Here is a 22473-nt window from a genome sequence, read left to right on the forward strand (position 1 = left end):
TAATTTCTGATGGCCAGACGATAAGGTAGCGATGATAAAAATAAGTCGACTTTTATATTCAGCTTTTCTAGTTCTAGCAGTAGTTCTATCAACAACTGCAAGTGCTAAGGTAGGTCAACGTATTTATACGCTTGATTTAACTAAACCAGAGTATAAGAACTTTATCACGCTTCAGTACTATCATAATTCAATTGTTGATTTTCATGAAAAAATTGAAAATGCAAGAAAGTATAAAAATCGTTATACATTCCAATTCTTAATTGAAGAAGCATACGCCGCTTCAAGTGAGTGCTTCCTTGCGGGACACAAGTCTACACTAGTAAATGGTAAGTGTCAGATCCCAAAAAGTATCTCATGTGAGACCAGTTTCTTTGGTAATAAAATTTTAAAGCTTAGATGTAATCCTCTACTATTTGGCCCAGGTCAAGATGGGCGTGGCGCTTGTGTTAATGCTCGTCAAAAGGGAAGTAGTAGCTCTAACTTTGGTACAAGCGCATGTAAGAATTCTGCAAGCGAATATACCACTCCTCAAATTGTGAAAGAATTATTAGACGATGAAAAGAAGATGCAGGCCTTTGATGATCTTGCTTCACAAGTTGAAGAGTTTTGTCGTGATAATATGGCCGATGCTTCTTGTTTAGAACAAAAAGATAGAATTGCTAAGATTAAAGAAAGTGTTGCTAAGGCAAAAGAGAATCAAGAAGGTATTGAAAAGGGTGTTGGCCTAGGGCTTTCTAAAGGCGTCGGTATCCTTTCACGTTGTGAAAAAGATTACCGTGCACAAGCTGAAGATAATACTCTTGGAACTTTCTTTATGAGTTCAAGAAATATTGGTGATACTCTTGTTCAAGTTGCTTGTAGTAATGACCAAGTAGTACAAAGTGTGAGTAGTTCTGAATTAAATACTCTTTCTGAGGATTTTGGACGAATTAAGAGACACTCTTCTATTAAATCTCTTCTAGATGATAGTTTAAAAATTGGAAGTGAACTTTCAATGAAGAATTATATTCTTCATAAACTTAAGTCTGATGGTGCTAGTGAGAATAATCTTGATCGTGCAATTGATAAAATTTTAAAGGAATCTCCAAGTTTCGCACAGGAGCCTTTTTTAGGTATTCTAAATAGTGCAAAAGATGAATTTAAAAAGGCCATCGCTGATGGAAAAATCAAAAAGACTAATAAGGGAGAGTTAAGATCAAAAGTTAATGATCTACTTGATGGAATCAATAATCAATGTGATAAAATTAAGACAAAATTTCCATGTGTAACTTCATCTCAGGTAGGAAACTACTACATGGGTGATACACCATATTGTACAACTGTAAGAAGTTCTCGAGCTTATAAAGACTTTATCGCGACGGAACAGAATAATTATGTTTCTAATTTAATGAGTTTTTCTAATGAAAACCCTGATTTTAGAAAGTATTACGCAACAAATGAATTTCGTTCGAAATTTCATGCACCATCAAATGACTTTGCAAAAGACTGTGCGGAGAAAACTTCTTTATTTGGGACAAGTAAGCCAGCAAGTGCAATTTCTACAAGTGATTTTGCAGATCTAGATAAGACTGTAAGTGAAAATATGCTTGAAGACTTAGAAGATCTTGAAGACAAGATTCCATCTTCGTCAAAAGATATTAACGATATGGATGACGATTTAAAGGATCTACTAAAGTATAGGCCTTATCTTGTTGCGCAAGCATTCAAGAACAATCGTGCAATTCCAGGCCTACAAGATATGCAAGCATCATTCCTATGCAGTCAGATGCGCGATATTTATGCCAATGATGAAACTTGGAAGCTAGCAAATATCACAATGGCCGGGGCAGGGATGGCGCTATCTGGCGCCCTTGTCATGACAGGAATCGGAAGCCCAGTGGGGATTGCACTTGCTTCAGCGAGTTCTGCACTAATTGTTGGTGAGGCGGCCGTAGGTGTAAGAGAAATTAATGATGCTAATAAACAGCTTGATACAACTGATACAAAACACTCTCTTGGCCTTTCTTCAACTGAAGAAAATATTGAGGCCATTGCAGCTGCTGAGTCTCAAAAACTTAGTGGTCAGATTGCCGTTGGTTTATCACTTGTTAGTGTTGCAACCGATGGTGTAGCTGTAGCAAGATATGGTGCTGATGCCCTGAGTGCAACAAGAGCTGGCCGAAGTGCAGGTTCTACGACTGGTGCAGCTATCGCTAAAACAGCTAAAGGTACACAGGTCGCGACAACAACGACAAATGTATCTCCTGCACCAATTGGAATCTTAAATACTAAAACATTGCTGAACGCACCAAAGTCTCAATCTGTTATAGCACTACCTCCACCTAAGGTTCTTGGACTTCCGGCACCAACGACGACGAGTAGGGCCGTTGCTGTTGTTGATGATCAGTCACAAGTTCCAGCGATGCTAAGAAGACTTGAAAACCAATCTGGTGGTAAATTAACTAATGCAAGATTCTTATCTGATAAGCTTATTCCAGAGGTGAGAAGCTATATTAATGGATTTGATGAAGCCGCTAACCCAAATGTTGTTTTCTATACGCGTTTAGGAAAGCGTATGGAAACTTTAAAAGAAGGAAAGCTACTTGAGGATGGAAGTGGTCTAATTATCAATAAAGGTTCTGATAATTATCAGGCCATCATTGATTCAGGACTAGGAACAGTAACTGATAAGGGTGTTGTCCTTAAGTTTGGTATTGATATTGATAATATTAAAATTCTTTCTGATGCTAAGACTGCTCAAGGCCAGGCAATGAGAGCAGAGAGACACTTTGTTTTTAAAGAAACTCAACTTCCGCAAATGAACGGAGCTGTTCGTAGTCTTGATGATGTTAAGGATAGAATCTATGATTTTTCTGGTTTAAGTGACCTTCAAAAGGCCACGACTTACCAAAATATTGAAAGTAAAATTACTCGAGGCGAGCGCCTAAGTGATATGGACTTACTTGCTTTGGCCTATCGTAAAGATGTTGCTAAAGGTGGTGAGCAAAGAGCACAGGGGATTCTTGACCTTGTTACATCAAGAGATCCATCTATCATTGATAAGTTAATTAGTGGCCCAAGTGCTGCTTCAACTGCTCGTCGTGAAGTTCTAAGACAGGCGGTAAGCTCAGGTAAGCCTACGACGCCGCAAATAGCATCAACTACCTCAAATGCTCTTATTACAAGACCAGCTCGCGCTCCACATGGGACTCCGCAAGGAGCAATTGCTGGAGAGAAGGCCCTCGGACTTCCTGCTCCGACTCAAGCTAATCTTCCTGTTCCAACAAATCCGGGAAGCCTAATAAAGGAAACAGGACAACGTATTGTTGATAAGGCCAGACAATTGGCCCATACAATTGCCAGAACAGATGATAAGATAGAGCTAATTAAGGCCGCTAATAAAAAAGCAAGTGATGCAAAGACAGCTAGTGACACTAAGACAGCTGTTAATGATGGAATTACAATTGAAGGTGAGTTTACAGATATTACGAATCAGGTAAATGCACCTAGATTAACTTCTGGTTCTAATGGATCAGTGAGACCTGGATTACTTGCAAACCCAGGTGTTAGACTGGCCGGTGTTCACGCTGCTCAAGGCTCAAGTGCGATTGAAGCGACTATTGCTACAGTAGTTGAGGAATATTTAGGTGGCGGTGAGGATACTCAGCACGAGCTAGATATTAATGAGCCAGATCCACCAGCAGCAACAGAGCCTACTGATGAAGCTCAACCTGAACCTCCAGCAGCACCGGCAAGTACAGATGCAGATATTAATATTGATTTCAATGGTTCGAAACCTGCTATTTCTGTAACTTTTGAAGCGACAAAGGTTAGTGCTTGTAAGCTTAAAAAGACATATTTTGAAGAAGATGAAGATGGTAATCGCAAAGAGAAAGTTAGCACACTTAATTCTTCACTAGAGAATGGTAAAGAATATGAGTTATCGTCTTATGACTATGCCTATATTGTCTCTGTTGAGTGTAAGGCCACAGAAGGTGACTTTAAATTAGTTACAACTGAAAACTTCAGTGATCCAAAACTATTTATTACAGGGTTAAATGAAGGTAAGGCAGAGTATGTCGTAAATGAGTGTGATGGAGAAAGTTGTGCTTCTGAAAGCTCTAATGGCCCAGGTAGAGGAGTTCCAAGACTTACTCCTGCGCAGCTTAGACAAATGGCCCCGCCTAATATTCAACTGGAAAATATTCCAATTTTAAATACTTTATAATTTGGTAGATTATTCAACCCAATCGGCACTTGTTTTAATTGTTCTGGGAATCATAACGTCTCCTTTGTATGAAACAACTTCCGCCGGTAGATTGTGACAAAGAAAAAATGGCATACTCTCAGTAAAGCCATAAGCGCCACATTGAGTGAAAACTAGCCAATCTCCGTAGTCACAATCTTGTGGTAATTCAAAGACCCCAAGCTTGTCCAGAGATGTGCACAAAGGACCGTGAACGTGAAATTCCTTAGTTTCTTTGGCCTTTTTATCTTCATTTAAAACACGGCAAGGAAAGGCCTGATCCGTAAGGGCCGGTCGTGCGATATGATTGATTCCGCCGTCAAGTACAAGAATCTCTTGGCCACGTACATTTTTTCGATCAATGACTTGGCTTAAATATAACCCGCATTCACCAACGGCAAAGCGTCCTAGTTCCATCCAAATTTTCTTAAGATTATGCTTCGCTTTCAAGCGCATAAGGGCAGCATTAATATCTTTAAAATCTATTCGCGCGTCTTGATTTTGATATGGAATACCAAGGCCACCACCAAGATCAATGACCTCTGGAGTGATATTCATCTTGCTAGCAAGAGTATTGATGCGCTCACAGGTTTTATCCCAAACCTCTTCAAGTCTTTTGGGATCAAGAATATTTCCCCATTGAAAAACATGAAAGCCAATGGCCTCTATATTTTCGTATTCATTTAAATCGATTGATGACCACGTGTCCTCATCAAGTCCAAAGGCCGTAATTTCATCTCCACCAAGAACAGACTTTTCTTGAGTGTCCCATTCAAGTTGTACCCTTAAAAGGGCACGGGCCTTAATCCCTAGCTCCTTAGCTTGTTCATTTAACCACTTTAGTTGATAGATACTTTCAACAACGACACAGTTAATTTCATGCTCGAGTAGAGTTCTAATATAGCCACGAGACTTACTTGGGCCAGTAGAGATAATGTCACAAGACTTCACACCACTGGCCACAACTTGGGTAAGTTCTCCCTTGGAAGCAACGTCGACGCCGATTCCAAGGTTTCTGATAAGTTTTAAAATCGAAGACAGGGGATTGGCCTTACAAGCATAGTAAAGCTTTATACTTTCATCCTTATTGTCTGTGATATAGCGTAGATGCTCTTCAAGGGCATCTAAATCATAGAAATAAAATGATGAATCTAATCTCTTTGTTAACTTCGTTAAAACTTTTTCCATTAAAAATTTGCCTTATCTTAAAAATGCTTCTAGCTCAAGTGAGGCATCTGATTTTTCATCACGGTATTTAACAATCATGGCACAGTTCATTGAAAGGCCCATATCTCTTGCCCATGAAAGCTTCTCGTTAACAGGTCTTGTTCCTGGAACGACAATTGCGCCTTCTGGAATTGGCTCACCTGGTTCAAGTCTTCTTTCATTAACACAATCATATACCGGAACACCTTTTGATAAGATAACCCCTGGAGCAATAACAGCGCGTTTTAAAACTTGAATTCCTTCAACGATAACTGCACCGGCACCGATAAAAGCATCATCTTCGATGATTACAGGAGCAAGGCCAATTGGCTCAAGAACGCCACCAATTTGTACTCCTGCACTTAGGTGAACATTTTTACCAATCTGTGCACATGAGCCGACAAGAGCGTGAGAATCGACCATTGTTCCTTCATCAACATAAGCACCGATATTTATATATGCAGGAGGCATGATAATAACACCACTAGAAACATACGCTCCACGACGTACACTTGATCCACCTGGAACCATACGAACACCACGGTCTACACTAAATTTTTGTGCTGGAATATTGTGTTTGTCGACAAAGCCTGGCCAGCCAAATTCAGATTGTTCAACATTTTTTCCAGCTTTAAAAACCTCAAGGATCATTTGTTTTACTTCAGTGTTCGCAACCCACTTACCATCAACTTTAGAAGCTGATCTTAAAGTTCCACTCTCAAGTCCTAAAAGGATTTCATCTACAGTCATTGTCATTATGCTTTTCTCCATTCATTAATTTTCTTATTTGCATTTAAAACATTAGCTTCTAATTTCATATCTTTGATTGAAAGTGGCGGTCGAAGACTTGCATCTTTAATTTGCCCATTCTCTTTCATAAGCCATTTTGCAGGAACTGGATTTGAAGCAACAAACATTGAGTTGCTCGATTCGACCCACATTTTAGTTTCTTCTTCACTTAATTCGCCACCTAAGCAAGCAACCGTGTATGCATGAGTTTGGGCCGGCCATGGATTTGAAGCGACTGAAACGAGACCTTTGGCCCCTAGAGGTGCAAATTCTGGAAGCATTCCATCATCACCACTATAGACTCGACCTAACTCACCAGCTGCTTCGACATATTTTGCAAATTTCTCAGGGCTTCCACTTGCTTCTTTTATTGCCCAAAATTGCTTATGCTTATTAAGGCGTTTTACGGCCTCAAATGAGAGCTCAATTCCAGCACGAGAAGGAACATTGTAAAGCATTACAGGTTTGTTTGAAACATCCATTAGGGCCTTAAACCATTCATATTGTCCTTCTGCTCCTGGCTTTGCATATAAAGGAGTAACCATCAAATAAGCATCGATTGCTAGGCCATCAAGGTATGATACCCATTCACATGTTTCAGTTAAGTTGATACCGCCAACCCCACACATTAATGGAACTTTTAAACCAAGATCAATAACGAAGTTTAGAATATTTTTTCTTTCTTCAAGATTTAGATTTAAGGCCTCACCTGTAGAGCCTAAGATTAGAATCCCATTTCCTGCTTTTTCTTGTTCTCTTAAAATAGACTCAAGTGAGTCCAGATCAATCGTTAAATCAGCGTTAAGGGGAGTGATTACTGCCGTCCAAAGGGGCGTTGAATTTATATAGTCGTGATTTGCCATTTATATAGCTCCTTAAATTAGTTTCTTTCTTAGCTATTTCTAATTACTTGTAATGCAATATCGCTAAAGTCGTGTAAACCAGGCGCAAGATTACTTACGCGTTCACAGGCCCAAAGAGCACCTGCTGCAAAAATTTTTCGATCCTTAGCTTCGTGTTTAATTGTAATATATTCATTCGGAGTATCAATCTTTATTTCATGAATTCCAATAACATCTCCAATGCGCTCACTTGTAATAGTTGAGTCTTTTTCTAACCATTCTTGCCATGAAAGGGCAGTGCCACTTGGAGCGTCCATTTTTTTTGTATGATGAACTTCATGGATTTCATATTTTAGATCACTGGCAGGAAAGAGTGCTTGGGCCTTGGCCGCAATACGGATCATTTCTTTTGCTAGATTCATCCCAAGACTAAAATTAGTTGCTTTAATCCATGGTGACTTAATTTGACTAATTAATTGCGCAGTCCAAGTGAAACCAGTAGAACCAGTTACTACGCAGATTCCTGACTCGCTTAATAATTCGAAATAGTGCTCTAAAAATACATCACCATTCAAAAAAGAGAGAACTATATCAAATCTATTAAGATCAACTTTCTTTAAAGGATTTTTTGAATCAAAAACTTCTAATTGAATATGTGAATATTCTGGTGATTCACAAAGCTCAATTACTTTTGAGCCAGTTTTTCCTTTTCCTAAAAGTGCAATTTTCATTAAATGAATTCCTTATGTAATCTTTGAATCGTTTGATCAGCATCATTCTTACCTACTAAGAAACAAAAATTATGCTTACTTGCACCCAAGCAAATCATACGAACATTAATTCCTTCAACAGCATTAAAAATTCGTGCTGCTAAATTTGGTGTGTGATTGATTTCATTTCCAATTAGACTTACTAATGTTAAGTCCTTTTCCACTTTTACGCTACAAAGCTCAGATAAACGATCAATAATCTTCTTATTTAATAAAGCACTATCATCTAAAGTCAGTGCTACAGAAATCTCTGATGTCGTAATGGAATCAATACTGACTTTAAATTCATTAAAGATCTTAAAAATTTCAAATAGAAATCCGTGTGCTTGAAGCATTTTAGGTGTGGATAATGTGACAAGGCTTTGTTCACGTCTTAGCGCCATCGCACGAATTAGTGGCGCTGACTCAGTATCATTCTTAATCCACGTTCCAGGCTCATTTGGCTCATAGCTTGATCCAACAAAGACCTTAATCCCAGCACGTAATGCCGGAGTTAAGGTCGTTGGATGAAGTATTTTTGCACCAAAAGTTGCCAACTCGGCCGCTTCAGAAAACGTTATTTCATTAAGAAGCTTTGCTTCTTTCACTATTCTTGGATCTGTTGTGGCAATACCAGCAACATCTGTCCAGATCTGTAATGTGTCAGCACCCATGGCCTCAGCAACAAGGGCCGCTGAATAATCAGAACCACCACGACCTAAAGTTGTCGTAAGCCCATCACTCGTTGCACCAATGAATCCTTGCGATACATAGACAATATCGCCATATTTTGCATTCACAAGAAACTGGTCAGCACGAGCTTTTGTCGCTTCAATATCCGGAGCTGCCTTTGTAAAATTATCATCCGTTACAAGAACTTGTCTGATATCGAATAATTCAACTTTCTTATTTGATGCTAACTGTTCATTGATGCGTGCTAGAACTTCACTGAAGACAAGGGAAGAAAGTCGCTCACCAAGGCTTACAAGTGAATCATAGGCGCGATCCGAACACTCTCTTAGCAGTAGCATTCCTTTGGCAATCATCGTTACTTCAGATAGAAGTACTGTTACATCATCTTTTAAACTTTCAGAAGCCTGCATTTCTTGAAGGATTTGGCGGTGCTTGTCTTCGATTTCATGAATAAGCTCATTAACTCGTTCTTCGTCACCAGCAGGTGCCTTTTTAGAAATTTCGACAAGTAGGTTTGTGACACCATAGACAGCTGAGACAACGACCATATTAGCGCCTTTATTAACACTAATTTGAGCACTACGAGTCATGGCCTCGAGATTTGCCATCGACGAGCCACCAAATTTCGCTACAATAACTTCATTTGTTTGAGTTGACATAAGTCTCCAAAGTAAAAACGTTTAAAGTTTTAAAATTAAGTTAATTGTATGTAGGAGAATAAAGAAATGCAAAAAAACATCTAGCCAAAAGAATAAGCTAACATTTGCATTTGAAGCTCTCCACATAACTAAATCCTAATTTCGTTAATTAAAATTTACTATATGACAGTCCTAAGGCTTCTCCCTTAGTAACCAATAAGATAAGTTGCACACTCTGATCTTATTTCGGCAATGAACCCATTGTGTTGACTGATAACGGACTAATATAGTTGTGCATCCTTATCAACACGCTCTGAACACTGCGCCTCTTCAATTGAAATTAATTGTAGTGGATAGACACATTGATGTCTATACTTTTATAATTTTAGGCGTAATTATATGAAAAGGCCTTTGCCTGTGGAGATCAAAATGAAAAAAGTTGGAATTATTGGTTGGCGTGGAATGGTAGGATCTGTTCTTTTAGAGAGAATGGAAAGCGAAGGCGACTTTGCTAAGATCGATCCGTACTTCTTTTCAACTTCTCAAGCAGGACAAAGTGGTCCACTTATTTACAATGCGACTCATACTTTGAAAGATGCAAATAATATTTCAGAACTTGCAGATATGGATATCATCATTTCTTGCCAAGGTGGAGACTACACAAAGCAAGTGCGCCCAGAGCTTGAAAAAGTTAATTGGCCAGGGTTTTGGATTGATGCTGCTTCAGCAAAGAGAATGGATGATGATTCTTTAATTATTCTTGATCCAGTAAATCGCGACATTATTGATAAGGCCCTGAATGATGGGATTAAAAATTTCGTAGGTGGTAACTGTACAGTAAGTCTAATGCTTATGGGAATTGGTAGCCTTTTTCAAGAAGGTCTTGTTGAGTGGATGAGTACAATGTCTTATCAAGCGGCTTCTGGTGGTGGTGCTCGTCATATGAAAGAACTTTTAAAACAGATGGGAGTTATCGGAAATATGGCAACGCCATTGATGGATGGGCCGATTCTACAACTTGATCAAGATATCTCAAATCTTTTGAAAAGTAATGAGCTTGATAGTGACTGCTTTGGTGTTCCATTAGCGCTAAATCTAATCCCTTGGATTGATAGCGCTGTTGAAGGTGGCCAAACACGTGAAGAATGGAAGGCATTTAGTGAAACAAATAAAATTTTAGGTCGTACACAAAACCCTATACCAATAGATGGAACGTGTGTAAGAGTTGGAGCTCTTCGCTCACACTCTCAAGCATTAACTGTAAAATTAAATAAGTCTGTTGATCTTAAAACGATTGAAGAGATGATTAAAAACTTTTCTGAATACACGGAGTTTGTTGAAAATACACCTGAAGCAACACGTGAAAAACTAAATCCACGCTATGTTTCAGGAACTCTTAAAACAACAGTAGGACGTGTACGTAAGATGAAAATGGGTGATGATTACTTGAATATTTTTACAAGTGGTGATCAACTTCTTTGGGGAGCAGCAGAGCCATTAAGAAGAATGCTTAATATCGTGCTATAGTAATTATATGGAATTAGATTTTGATAAATTAGTTAATGATTTTTATGAAAATGGTTTTTGCATTGTTGAAGGCCTTTTTGACTATAAAGAAATAAAACGCATCAAACGCTCATTTGATAACCTTTATGAGGCGTCACAAACGATCAATGAGACGCAAATGCTAAAGCTTGCTCAATTTGTTTTTGATAAGAGCGCTCTTAATCGCATTGTCTGGTGTGGTGGATATGATGAGCACTTACTTGATATTGGTGCTGATAAAAGAATTTTAAATATTGTTAGTAAGATTCTAGAATCAAATGAAATGGTTCAACTCATTAATCAGGCCCACTTCAAGTTACCAGGACAAATTGTAGAGTTTAAGTGGCATCAAGATAGTGAACACCGTCGCTACGGCACTGAACTCTGGGAAGATGTTGATGGGCGAGGAAGTTATGTACAAACTGTAATGGCCATTGATGATATGAATTCTTTAAATGGACCACTTAAGTTTATTCCTAAGTCACACTTACAAGGTCATCTTAATTACAAAGAAGATCCAAGTATTATCGACGAATTGCTAGATAAGCTTCCGTCTATCGACTTACAGCTTAAAGCTGGAGATGTTGCCTTCTTTGGCCCGTATACTTTTCACTCGTCATCTCTTAATAAAACAGATTCACCAAGAAGAGTTCTCATCAACGGATATGCACAGCCGGGAGCTAATAAGAGAGAGTATCCAGGTGCTGGATACGGCAGACATTTGACTCTTTAAATATTTAACTTTAATTCACGATTCTTAAGTCCATTGCTATTTTCCTTGCGCTATATTGTGACTAAGCACACAATAAAACAAGGAAATAGCTATGAGCAAATCAAGTTATAAGAAGTATCTTCTTCCTAGCTTAGGGGTGACTCTTGCCATTACATGGATTTTCACCGTTACCTATCTTATTCAATCTAATACACCTGAGAGTTCTCAAACACATTTAACGCGATCAGAACTTGATAAGATTTATTATGGGCAATCAACAGAAGCAGAGCGCTCGATTGCATCAGTTCCAGTTAAAGATGATCCGTTATTAAAAGAGGCTTATTCCTTAGGACTAAATGCTTACCTCTGGGGATCAACTCTTGTAAGAATGGAGAATATTGCTCGTACATATACTGATGTCGTCCAAAAACAATCTGAGACAAGTTATCGCGCACCCTTAAATGAATTTGGTCACTCAAGACGCTTACCTGGCCCTACTGATACTGATATGCCAACGGCCAATCAAGACACTCTTTATTCCAGCGCAATTTTGGACCTTAATCAATCAGCGATAGTCCTATCGACACCTGAAGTAAAAGATCGATACTATGTTATTGATGTTTTCGATATGTGGCACAACCTTATCAAATATGTTGGAACTAGGCAGACAGGTACGAGTGCTCAAAAGTATTTAATCGTCCCACCAAACTCTAAAGAAATGTACCAGAAGCAAAAAGGAGTGGAAGGTCTAACAATTATTGAATCTCCAACTTCTAAGGTTTGGTTATGGGGAAGAACCCAGATACTGAAGTCAGATGATATGGAAAAAGAATTAAATGATGTACACAAAATCCAAGACCAATACAAACTAACAGAATTAGATGAATATCTTGGTAAGAAAAATCGTGTCCGCATTTATCCTCTGTCAAAACGTGTTGGAAGTGATAGTGACCCTTTACGTTTTTTTGAAGAATTAGGAGAGTATTTAAAAACTAATCCTGTTAGTGAAAAGGAGAAGGCATTATTTGGGCAATTTAAGAAAATTGGTCTAACTAAAGAAGGATTTAAAAAAGAGATGCTCTCTCAGCAAGTACAAGATGTTCTAATACAAGCTTTAAATGATGGGCCCCAAGTGGTTGCTGCGCAAATAAGAAATCCAGCAAATACAAAATTCATTAATGGATGGAGCTATGTCTTTGATCTAGATAATTTTGGTGATGACTATGCTTTAAGATCAATGGTCTCTCATCCGTACCTAGGCGGGCAAGGGGCCAAGGAAGCTCTATATCCTTTGGCCGAAGTAGACTCTAAAGGAAATAAGCTAAGCGGTTCTAAGATGTATCGTATTCGTTTTGATCGTGAGCCAAAGGTTGGAGCATTTTGGTCTGTCACTGTTTACGATAGTGTAAGTAAAATGCTTATCGAAAATGATCTCAAACGCTACTCATTAAACAATAGTAGTAATTTAACAAAGAATTCTGATGGTAGTTTTGAGCTATACTTTTCTAACCAAGTTCCAAAAGATGAAAAGAAGAAAGCGAACTGGCTGGCCACACCGAAAGGAAACTTCTACGTTATTATGCGTTTATATATTCCGTCTCAAGAGATTTTAGACTTAAAGTGGAAGGTTCCAGGGATCGAGCAAATTGAGCCGAAGGTAATTTCAATGAAATAGGTGAAAATGTGGCAAAAAATGATTTTTCCAAATTTCGAAATATAATTCTCTCAGTCATGGCCGTCATTTTATGGGTGGCCATGATTTCATATCTTTATATTGAGCATGAAAATCGTAGCCGTATTCCAGCTTCAATGAAAGATAATGACTCAAAACAAAATCCTCATCGTCTCTATCGCAATTAGCTGACTTAGTTTTTGACACCTATGTAGATTTTTTGAAGACAATGAAAATAGGGCCATGCTTTTGCTATATTTTAGCTATGCGATTCCTATTACTTCTCATTCTTTTTTCAATTTTCAGTGTGAATTATTCATATTCTCAGGACTATGGACTTCTTGATGTGAAAGGATCAATTTATTCAAAAAGAAATGTCGACAATTATTTAAGGCCATTTCAAACAGATGGCTGCTCATCGATCTCCCCACAAGGTACTTTTAATGCTCCTAAATTATGGCAACATTGCTGTATTGAACACGATATAAGCTATTGGATGGGTGGCCCATTAATGGATAAAATTAAGGCCGATGAAGATTTAAAAAGCTGTGTATCTGATGTATTTTCAAGTATTTTTGGCAAGGCGATGCAAGTTGCAGTCTATATTGGTGGGAACCCGACTTTTCATACAGGTTATGCTTGGGGCTATGGTTGGAATCATATTCGAGGCTATCATGAATTATCGAGTTCTGATCGCTACGAGATTTCTAAAAAAATGCCACAAGATCCTTTAAATCAAGAAATCGTCGAGCTAGGTTTTGATAAAGAAACAATTCCTTTAAAGAATGACAATATCTGCTTAGAAGAAATTAATGACTTTCTTGAGAAACGCATTAAAGCAAAAGTCGATATTAAAGTTATCGAAGAAATTGATACATTCTTTTCGAAAGGATTCTTCATTGAAGCAAATAACTGTAAAGGTACCTTAAGAGCAATTATGAGACATGGTGTTGATCATAATGACTGTCGAGATATTCCTTATGAAAACAAATGGGAAAGAACGGTACGTTCACTTGAGGCAACTGGAGAGTGTGCTGAGATTTATGGAACCCAGCACTCTTTAAGAAATTAATAGTATCGAATTATGCTTTCTTAACAATATACTTTGCGAAATACTCATCTAATTTATGCTTAACTTTTGGTGCCAACCAAATTGTCGCAACCATATTTGGAATGGCCATTAGAGCAAAACCAATATCCATCGCATTTACCATATCATCAGGTGCCGAGATCGCTCCCATAAGAACCGTTGATGAATAGAAAAGTGCAAAAGTTAATCTTGCCCCAAGAATGGGGATACCCCCAAAAAGAAAATCCCAACATTTCTCACAATAGTTTGATGCACCTATTACTGTTGAAAGTGAAAAGAGAATGATTGAAAGTCCTAGTAAATGTGATCCTGCAACTCCAAAGTTTTTAACAAAGGCCATTTGAGTCATTAGAACTCCATTGGACTCTTGAAGCTCTTGTGGTGTCAGAGAGCTTAGAATTACAATTGAAGTCATCGTACATACAATGATTGTATCAATAAAAGGGCCAATCATCGCAACAAGACCTTCCGCAACGGGCTCACTTGTCTTAGCATTTCCGTGGGCCATTGGAGCAGAGCCGACACCTGCCTCATTAGAGTAAGTCGCTCTTTTAATCCCAGTCTTAAAAATGTGAACAACGGCCAGTCCAGATGCTCCACCAACTGCAGCTCGTCCATTAATGGCCTCATTAAAAATAAGAACAAAAACATCAAGAACACTTGATAGATTCATAAAAATAATAGCAATGGCACAGCCAACATATAAAAGACACATTGTTGGAACAATTTTTGAAGTTGCTTCTCCAATTCTTCTAACTCCACCCATGAGAATATAAACCATCAAGGATGCAGTGATAAAACCAGAAATGTATGTAGGTATACTGTAATTTGATTCGATGAAGGTTGCCATTTGATTTGTATTGAATACACCGAGAGAACCGATTAAGCCTGCTACAGCAAAGAAATAAGCTAGGAAGTGCATATACTTAGGTAGGGCCTCTAAGATTGTATACATTGGGCCCCCTTGAATTTCTCCATGGTGGTCATTCTTTCGATACATAACCGCAAGAGTACATTCAAAGAATTTTGTATTCATCCCAATTAGAGCACCAACCCACATCCAAAAAATAGCACCTGGGCCACCTTGCGAAATAGCAACGGCAACACCAGCAACATTTCCCATTCCAACAGTTGAGGCCAAAGCATTTGTTAGTGCCTTAAAGTGGGAAATTTGCCCCTTACTCTCATCATCGTGTTCATGGTGAAATTTACCTACGATAAGCTTTATGGCGTGAAAGAAACCTGCTAGCATTTTGAAACGTGAAACGGCCACAAGATAGAGACCTCCGCCAACGAGTAAGATTACCAAAGGTAGTCCCCAGACAATATCGACGGTTTGCGCAAGAAATGCAGAAATATTCATAAAGGTCCTTTAAAATGCGGGTAATAAAACTTATTTAAAATTTTTCCACACAATAACGTAAATGGCCAGACAATGGAATACAACCTCGATGTATTTGGAGGAAACTCAGGATCGGCGATTTATAGTATTGAGCAACAAGCTGTTATTGGTATCCATACATTTGGATCTGCTTGGTCGCTAATTGAAGATACGCATAAGGGTTGTATGCGCCACAATAGCTGCGAGCAAAGTCCACAAGATCCCTCATGTACTGGCACAGGAGGCCTTGCAGGAGGGATGCCTATTCGTGAAATACCATCTTATTTTCTTAATGATCTAAATTAATAAAGTTGGCACTCTAGTTGCATCATATATCTCTAAGAAATCATTGAGAGAGGTATATGGTGTTAAAATCTAAGTTTTTACTAGTTATTCTTTTGACAGTGACTATTTTTTCGACACAAGTGCAGGCCAAACCTATGCACAGTGGTCCAATTAATTCTCGCGCCGATGAAGAATGGGGTAATGAAGAAGCATTAGTTTCACTTAAATGGCCTCTTAAATTTCTTCGCTATGATCTTCAGGACTTACTCGTTGGAGATGGTAAAGGTAGCTTTAAAGAGATCTCCAAGATTGACCTTGATCCAATCAATAGAACTTTTCACCTTGATGCCACCGTAAATATTCCAGACTCGATGCTTTTATCGATGGAAGATAAGGCCGGCGATAAACTCTTAAATGAACACTCAATCTCTCTTGTTCTTGGCTTTCCTCCATATGTGCGTGGACAATATGTTGAGTTAACAATAGAGAAATTTGTCTTAGATGACGTTGATTATACAAATGGTATGCATATAGTAACTAATGTAACTGCGGCGCTTTTAAGAAATCGAAGCTTACTCAATTACTTCATGGCCGATGATAAGGCCCCTACAGATTATTCAGATGAAGACCTTTCTAAAACAATTAAAGATTTATTTGATAATGAAGATATCGTTTTAAAGGACAACCGAGTTCGTCTGCGTTTCAACTTTATGAAACTCTCCGGCCTAACACGTTACCGTGATCTCGAAAATCTTCAAGTTTGGTATATTGGCCCAAAGAAATTAAAAGGAACAAAGCAAGGAGCTTCATTTCTAATTGAAGGTGGAATTGGAAATCCTTCTCTTAGTTATATCAAAGGAATGAAAGAAGGAGGAAAGGTTGCTGCTGATGAGCTTAAAAAACTTCGTGAAGCGGAATATAAGACATATGGTTTTAGCGCTGATACTGAGCTAAGACTCTCCAAAATGCACTCAAGACTCCTAGAAGAGACAGGAATTTATAATTGGAATGATCGCGAAAGAATGATTATTAACGAAATTCTAAAAACGTCTATTACAAAAGCAAGAAAGGCCCTAAGCCTAAAAGACTTATATTTTATTGATGAGCCACAACTGGCAAATATCAAATTCTTTGAGCAAGCAGGCGAGTTTTTAAGAGTCTCTATTGCTGATTTAAAGCTTAGACATGCAGTTGATTGGGAAACTCGAAATGGAGGCCGTAAAGGCTCAGAGATGCCTTTTGTAAGCTCTCGCATCTCACAAAATGCGGTTTCACAATTCACAAATTTCTTTCGTGACTTCAAACTAATTGATAAGGAGCCACTATTTAAAGAATTGAATGTTGTGCTAGCTCCACATCTTCCTGGAATCATCTTAAGAGGACGTGTAAATCTTGAGCTAAACTCGCTATTTGAGATGGGCCTTGAAGGTGAAGGAATTGATTTTAACAATCCAGATATTCGCCTTGATAGTAAGACTTATGGTAACTCTGTTCCATTTGAAATTTCTTTATATACATATATGAGAGATAAGGGTGTTTTAGAGCTAGATATTAAAGATGCGACACTTGGTAGTGGAAAAAATAGCGTTCTTCTTACTCCTAAAACTGACAAAGGATACTTTCTTGAAGAGTTCACAAAGCTTGCAACAGCAAATATTTTAAAGACGTACCTAATTAGTGATCCTCTTGCGACAAAAGAAGATGAAGTTGTAGTTGATGAGGCAGAAGTAAAAAGAAAGCTTATCGAAAAACTTGAAAACTTCAAAAATAACTTTCAACTTGCACAAACTGTTAAGACAGAAGAAGAAATCATAGCGGTTAAAAAGCTTGATCTTCAAAGTCCATTTAATTCGATCCCTGAAGAGATGACAGAAGAAAACTTAGTTGAGTTCTTCAATAATATCCTTGGAATTGATCGCCGTACAGGTAGACTTCAGATCAATCTTGATCCGACTATTTTAAGTGAAAAGATTCTCTATGCTCAAAATAATGTACAAGTTTGGAATATAGAGCCAATCTTCGATAAATTAATGGATAAGACCTATATCGATCTAGCAATTGGTCACGGTGTAAGAACAAAAGACTTCTTATCAAATATTTATAATCGTCCAGAAAAGAAAGATAGCTTAAATTTTGTAGGTACTTCTGGTGATTTTAATAATGAAGGACCTACTGATTACTCATTTAAGATAAATCTTAGAGAATTCGAATCAATGGTTAACTCAATTCTTACGGCCTCTATTGCTCCTCAAGTAAAGGATGCAAAGGCACAGCTTGCCAAGCTTGAAGAAGGCAGTGTTAATATCCTTGAGGATCTTACTGTAAGGTCACAAGGTGATAACCAGCTATACTTATCAATTGCCCTAAATCAAGTTGAAAAGAAGAAGCGCTGGTTTGGAGCAAGAATTGTTAACAATATCTTTGGCAACGAAGACAAGAATTATGTTATTGAGAATAATCGCTCATCAATAAGTGCAAGAATTAAGCTGCATGCTGTGCCTTTAAAAGACTATAAGAGTGATCTAATTGCAAAGAATCAGGATGAAATCTTTTTAGGAAATACTCTTCTAAAGATTGAATTAGAATCAATTGGTCGCACGGCAAAGAATCCCGGACTATTCGGATCGGTTTTAAACGCCATGATAGGGGATGTTAACCTTAAAAATGGCATCGTAGGCTCTAACCTTAAAAAGCTAGTCCTTAAGATTGCAGGGCCAATGCTAAACCCTACAGATGAGAGAAATGGTAATGCAACTCTAGCGGGATTTGCACTCAATAATTACTTAAAAGTATTTACGACTAAAAAAGATATCTTATTACAGCTTAATCCACGTCTTGCAGGCCCAGTATGGGATCTACTACTTGTCCAAGACCAGGACTTTAAGGGACGCAAGATTGGAATTGGTGTGGATTATCCAAGTGAGACAATTAACTTTGACTTTAAGATGGTCTTTAATCCATCGACAGTTGATAAGCATGAGCTTTATTTAATTATGAAGGAAGCAAGTGAGATTTCCCAATCAGTAAAAGATGGTAAGATTAAATCGACTGCAGACTTCTTAAAAGTTTATGATCGTCTTTTCTATAATAGTGACATCACAAAGCTTTCACTTAAGCATCGACTGATTAAAGTAATTGATAGCTACAATGCGCTTTCTGTTTTAAATGAAGAAGAGACTCATGCTGATAATTACTCAACAACTGGAGCAGAGCTTATGCAAATTGCCACAGCGGCAAAGGTTTTAAGAGATGCCTTAACAAGAGTAAGTGATCTTAAGCAACCAAAAGGTATTAGCACATATGCTAATAATGCACATAGAGTTTTAGCTGAGCTTGATGAAAGATTTATTGGGCCTTATTATCGACTTTATAATAAGCGCTACAAAGAGAACAATCTTAAGATCATAAATGCACAGATTACGGATTGGACGCTTTACATCCTTCCTGATGCACTCTTTGCACAGAAGGCCTTTGAGTTTCTTGACTAGATTTCACAAAAATCTAGCGAGTTGACTCTCCAAGAATATAATTTAGACCGAGAAAAATACTTTCGCGATAGCCTCTTTTAGTTAAGGGGCTATCTTCTACCGCTCCGGAATACTTCGTATACGAATAGAAGCTATTTAAAACGTATTTCTTTCCAATAGGGTAATTAACAATAAGCCTAGCACTTAGCTGATGAGAGGCCCCTGGAGTGTATTCAGGACGATCTGCACGAGCTTCAGCACTTGAGACACCAAAATAGTAGCGACTCCAATTGTCGCTATACTGAGAGTATGTGATACCTGGAATAAGAACGATCTTTTCACCCTTCCAAGGCTCAATTGGGAATGCCTTAGAGACTGAAACATAGTATTTGCTAGCTTCAGAGCGGCCACTAATATCGTGCGTATAACTAAATCTCGTCATAAACCACTTAGATGGCAGAATAAAGGTTAGCCCTAAATCAAGGGAGCGATCTCGCTCACGAAGTCCGTCATTATATGTACCAGCTTCGGCTTCGACTTTGTTAAAGTCTGGAGTAAGAGTTAGGCTTGTGAGAGGAAATAAGCGAAAGCTTGCTGCAATCCCACGAAATGAAAATCTCTTATAATTGTAGTTAATTGAGGGAACAACTGGGATATCGAATTGATCCCCAACTTTATAGAGAGAAGACGAGAAACTTGTTCCTAAACCAACTTGATTTGTTGGCGGCGGTCTCTTATCTCTTTGTCTTTCTAACTCGTTGATCCTCTCGGTTCTACCATTAGAAAAAACAGGGGCCGAAATAATAACGGCCCCTAATGTGATTATTTTGAAAAATAATTTTTTACGACTTGGCAAACGTACTCGCATTCTTCTTCCGTGATATAGGCGAAACATGGCAGGTTTAAAACTGCTTTACTAATATAATCAGCATTTCCGTGATCAATTGATCCAACACTATGGGCAGGAGCACCTTCTTGCTTGCTCATTGCACCTGGATAAATTGTTCCGAAACCTACATTTGCTTCTTTTAAAGCAGCTGAAAGCCCATCTCTAAGCTCTGGCTCAATTAAAGCAACACTACAGTATCCATTTTCTCCTACGTGAGCTGGAACATCTTGAATCTTAAGAGGAAGACCCTGAAGATTCTTGCGATAGTATTCAACAGCTTTACGTCTTGAATCTAGTCTTGCATCGATATGCTCAAGAGATAGGTTTAGAAATAGTGATTCATAAGCACCAATTCTTGAGTTCCAACCAATTAGGCCGTGGCTATAGTGACTTGTACGTCCGTGGTTAATTAGAGTCTTACAAGTGTTAATTAGCGTTTCATCGTTTGAGAAGATTGCACCTGCATCCCCAGAAGCTCCAAGAACTTTTGCTGGATAAAAGCTTGTCGTTGAGATCTTAGCTGTTCCTAGAATCGACTCTCCATTGATTGTCGTTCCAAAACACTGAGCACCGTCTTCAATAAGCATTACGCCATTATCTTCAGCGATCTTTCTGATTTCCATTGTATCTGGACATGCCCAACCATATAGGTGAACAAGAATAGCTGCCTTAGGATTGAATTTTTCAACGGCCTCTTTAAAAGTATCTTTATCCCAGTGTAGAGTTTCACGGCTAACATCAACAGTTGCAGGGTTTGCACCTACGTTAACAACTGCCTCAAAAGTCGCCCAGAAAGTCATATCTGGAACTAATACAACGTCGTTTTTTTCAACGCCACTTGCTCTTAGAGCAATCTGGATTGCATCTGTACCGTTGGCACAACCAACTGCGTATTTTGCACCAGTCTTAGCTGCTAGCTTCTCCTCAAGCATATTAACCTGAGGTCCACCAATAAATTGTGTGTTATCAAAAAGTGTTTCAACGCCTGAAAGGAATTCATCACGAAACCCGTCTTCAAAGCGATTTAATGTAATAAATGGTACGCCGTTAACTGACATATTTCCTCGCATTTTTAAGTAATTACAAACATTATAGGGGAAAGAATATGACTTAGGAATAGCGAATATTGTTAAATTTGGGTCAAAAATAGGGGATTTCAAAGGCGATTTCAAGCTGAATTTTCAAGGCCTTACGGCCAAACTTTAATCAACAAAATCTATACACCACTATATATAGATTTCAACATCACTCATTACGTTCAGATTATCTGTTATATAAATAAAATGAAAACAATCTCATTAGCTATTATTTCTCTAATATCAACTAATATCATGGCCTCTAGTGCGATCACGACGGAAAGTGAGTTTCGTGAAGTCATTGAGAGCGTCCTAAGTATCTACGACCAGAAGTTACCACAAGGCAATCAGCGCCAAGTTGATATTAACTGGGAATCTAAGACATTAAATGCGTCAGTTGGTTACAAGAGAAATTCAGAATCTGTGCGCTTTAGCTTTCACGGAGAGTTTGTTCGAAAAAACCAATTAACAAAAGATGCCTTTGCTCTTGTTGCTTGTCATGAAGTTGGCCATATCATTGGTGGTTATCCGAAGGTTATGCCGACCCAAAAGTATTCAAGTGAGGCGCAGTCTGATTACTTTGCTACTAATGAATGTTTAAAGAAATACTTTGCTTTAAATAACTCTGATAGCTTTGAGCTAAATGGTATTAGCGCTGAGAATCTTTTAGAGTGCAAGCAAGATAAATCATGCCTAAGAGGCCTTGGTGCCATTAGAGATGCTTCAGTCATTTATCCTGGAAGTAATATCAACGCGAAGTCAGATCATGTCTCAAAAGTGACAATCTTTAATGATTACCCACAAAGTCAGTGTCGTGTGGACACGCTAAAGGCAGGCCTTTTAAATCAGCCAAGGCCAACTTGTTGGTTTAAGTCTTATCAAGCTGAGCGCTATGAATATCAGTACGACTATGAATATGAAGAGGCCCAAGGTGTCGCAGAGATTACCGAAGTAACAGCAACAGATTTCGGCTGTCATATTCGTACGAAATACCCCGATGTATGGATGGGAAGTTACTTAAACCCGCTGTCAGAAAGCGAATTATTACTTAGAGGCGTGCGCTACGTAGGTACTAATTGCAAGTATCAAGTAGGGGATACACTTAGTGGTGCCATGACCCTATTTCGTGGGAATTTATACCTAAATCTAAATCCAACGGATAAGTAAATCTTAAGTTTTCTTAACTATTAAGATCGCCCCCATTTGCATAATAA

General features: G+C 38.3%; 17 protein-coding genes and 1 riboswitch. Of the genes, 9 read left to right on the forward strand and 8 right to left on the reverse strand.

Annotated elements, in window-relative coordinates:
• Window positions 1-31 precede the first annotated feature (31 nt).
• On the forward strand, window positions 32-4207 hold the full coding sequence (locus ABMA70_RS01450; protein ID WP_392991975.1) for a hypothetical protein: 4176 nt from the start codon (window positions 32-34) through the stop codon (window positions 4205-4207).
• A 9-nt stretch (window positions 4208-4216) separates the two neighbouring features.
• On the opposite strand, the gene ABMA70_RS01455 is transcribed toward ABMA70_RS01450, so the two are convergent.
• Genes ABMA70_RS01455 through lysC form a run of 5 tightly spaced genes read right to left on the reverse strand, consistent with a single transcriptional unit; the run spans window position 4217 to window position 9163 of the window.
• Complete coding sequence (locus tag ABMA70_RS01455; protein ID WP_103217213.1) at window positions 4217-5413, reverse strand: PLP-dependent decarboxylase; 1197 nt, start codon at window positions 5411-5413, stop codon at window positions 4217-4219.
• 12 nt (window positions 5414-5425) lie between these two features.
• Window positions 5426-6181 carry a 2,3,4,5-tetrahydropyridine-2,6-dicarboxylate N-succinyltransferase gene (locus ABMA70_RS01460; protein WP_103217568.1) on the reverse strand — a complete coding sequence of 252 codons (756 nt, stop codon included), beginning with the start codon at window positions 6179-6181 and terminating at the stop codon, window positions 5426-5428.
• Window positions 6182-6186: 5 nt separating this feature from the next.
• Complete coding sequence (dapA, locus tag ABMA70_RS01465; RefSeq protein ID WP_392991973.1) at window positions 6187-7083, reverse strand: 4-hydroxy-tetrahydrodipicolinate synthase; 897 nt, start codon at window positions 7081-7083, stop codon at window positions 6187-6189.
• A 29-nt stretch (window positions 7084-7112) separates the two neighbouring features.
• Window positions 7113-7793: a 4-hydroxy-tetrahydrodipicolinate reductase gene (locus ABMA70_RS01470; protein WP_392991972.1), complete on the reverse strand. Its 681-nt coding sequence runs from the start codon at window positions 7791-7793 to the stop codon at window positions 7113-7115.
• Window positions 7793-9163: a lysine-sensitive aspartokinase 3 gene (gene lysC / locus ABMA70_RS01475; protein ID WP_103217216.1), complete on the reverse strand. Its 1371-nt coding sequence runs from the start codon at window positions 9161-9163 to the stop codon at window positions 7793-7795. The genes ABMA70_RS01470 and lysC overlap by 1 nt, the downstream gene beginning before the upstream one ends.
• Before the next feature lie 105 nt (window positions 9164-9268).
• A riboswitch (Lysine riboswitch) is annotated at window positions 9269-9481 on the reverse strand.
• Window positions 9482-9571: 90 nt separating this feature from the next.
• On the opposite strand from lysC, the gene asd reads away from it, so the two are divergent.
• The 5 genes from asd (at window position 9572) to ABMA70_RS01500 (ending at window position 14143) form a co-directional block, all read left to right on the forward strand.
• Complete coding sequence (asd, locus tag ABMA70_RS01480) at window positions 9572-10669, forward strand: aspartate-semialdehyde dehydrogenase (RefSeq protein WP_392991971.1); 1098 nt, start codon at window positions 9572-9574, stop codon at window positions 10667-10669.
• A 7-nt stretch (window positions 10670-10676) separates the two neighbouring features.
• Window positions 10677-11420 carry a phytanoyl-CoA dioxygenase family protein gene (locus tag ABMA70_RS01485; protein WP_103217218.1) on the forward strand — a complete coding sequence of 248 codons (744 nt, stop codon included), beginning with the start codon at window positions 10677-10679 and terminating at the stop codon, window positions 11418-11420.
• Between the two features lie 91 nt (window positions 11421-11511).
• Complete coding sequence (locus ABMA70_RS01490; protein WP_103217219.1) at window positions 11512-13074, forward strand: DUF1254 domain-containing protein; 1563 nt, start codon at window positions 11512-11514, stop codon at window positions 13072-13074.
• Window positions 13075-13082: 8 nt separating this feature from the next.
• Complete coding sequence (locus ABMA70_RS01495; RefSeq protein ID WP_392991969.1) at window positions 13083-13259, forward strand: hypothetical protein; 177 nt, start codon at window positions 13083-13085, stop codon at window positions 13257-13259.
• Window positions 13260-13336: 77 nt separating this feature from the next.
• The gene (locus tag ABMA70_RS01500) at window positions 13337-14143 is read left to right on the forward strand and encodes a hypothetical protein (RefSeq protein ID WP_392991967.1); all 807 of its coding nucleotides are present in this window, start codon (window positions 13337-13339) and stop codon (window positions 14141-14143) included.
• Window positions 14144-14153: 10 nt separating this feature from the next.
• Here ABMA70_RS01500 and ABMA70_RS01505 read toward each other — a convergent pair whose 3' ends face one another.
• The gene (locus ABMA70_RS01505; protein ID WP_103217221.1) at window positions 14154-15524 is read right to left on the reverse strand and encodes a sodium:alanine symporter family protein; all 1371 of its coding nucleotides are present in this window, start codon (window positions 15522-15524) and stop codon (window positions 14154-14156) included.
• A gap of 72 nt (window positions 15525-15596) precedes the next feature.
• On the opposite strand from ABMA70_RS01505, the gene ABMA70_RS01510 reads away from it, so the two are divergent.
• Window positions 15597-15848 (forward strand): hypothetical protein, encoded by a 252-nt coding sequence (locus ABMA70_RS01510; protein ID WP_392991965.1) that lies wholly within the window; start codon window positions 15597-15599, stop codon window positions 15846-15848.
• A gap of 134 nt (window positions 15849-15982) precedes the next feature.
• Window positions 15983-19315: a hypothetical protein gene (locus ABMA70_RS01515; protein ID WP_393022090.1), complete on the forward strand. Its 3333-nt coding sequence runs from the start codon at window positions 15983-15985 to the stop codon at window positions 19313-19315.
• A gap of 13 nt (window positions 19316-19328) precedes the next feature.
• Here the strand turns inward: ABMA70_RS01515 and ABMA70_RS01520 are convergent, their stop codons facing one another.
• Together ABMA70_RS01520 and ABMA70_RS01525 are read right to left on the reverse strand one after the other, a co-directional pair.
• Entirely contained in the window at window positions 19329-20162 is an 834-nt protein-coding gene (locus tag ABMA70_RS01520; protein WP_158246817.1) for a MipA/OmpV family protein, read from the reverse strand.
• Window positions 20117-21241 (reverse strand): DegT/DnrJ/EryC1/StrS family aminotransferase, encoded by a 1125-nt coding sequence (locus ABMA70_RS01525; protein ID WP_392991962.1) that lies wholly within the window; start codon window positions 21239-21241, stop codon window positions 20117-20119. Before ABMA70_RS01525 ends, ABMA70_RS01520 begins: the two co-directional genes overlap by 46 nt.
• Window positions 21242-21466: 225 nt before the next feature.
• Here ABMA70_RS01525 and ABMA70_RS01530 point away from each other — a divergent pair, with 225 nt between their 5' ends.
• Window positions 21467-22426 (forward strand): hypothetical protein, encoded by a 960-nt coding sequence (locus tag ABMA70_RS01530; RefSeq protein ID WP_392991960.1) that lies wholly within the window; start codon window positions 21467-21469, stop codon window positions 22424-22426.
• Window positions 22427-22473: the final 47 nt, after the last annotated feature.

Source organism: Halobacteriovorax sp. XZX-3 (assembly GCF_043196495.1).
GTDB lineage: Bacteria > Bdellovibrionota > Bacteriovoracia > Bacteriovoracales > Bacteriovoracaceae > Halobacteriovorax_A.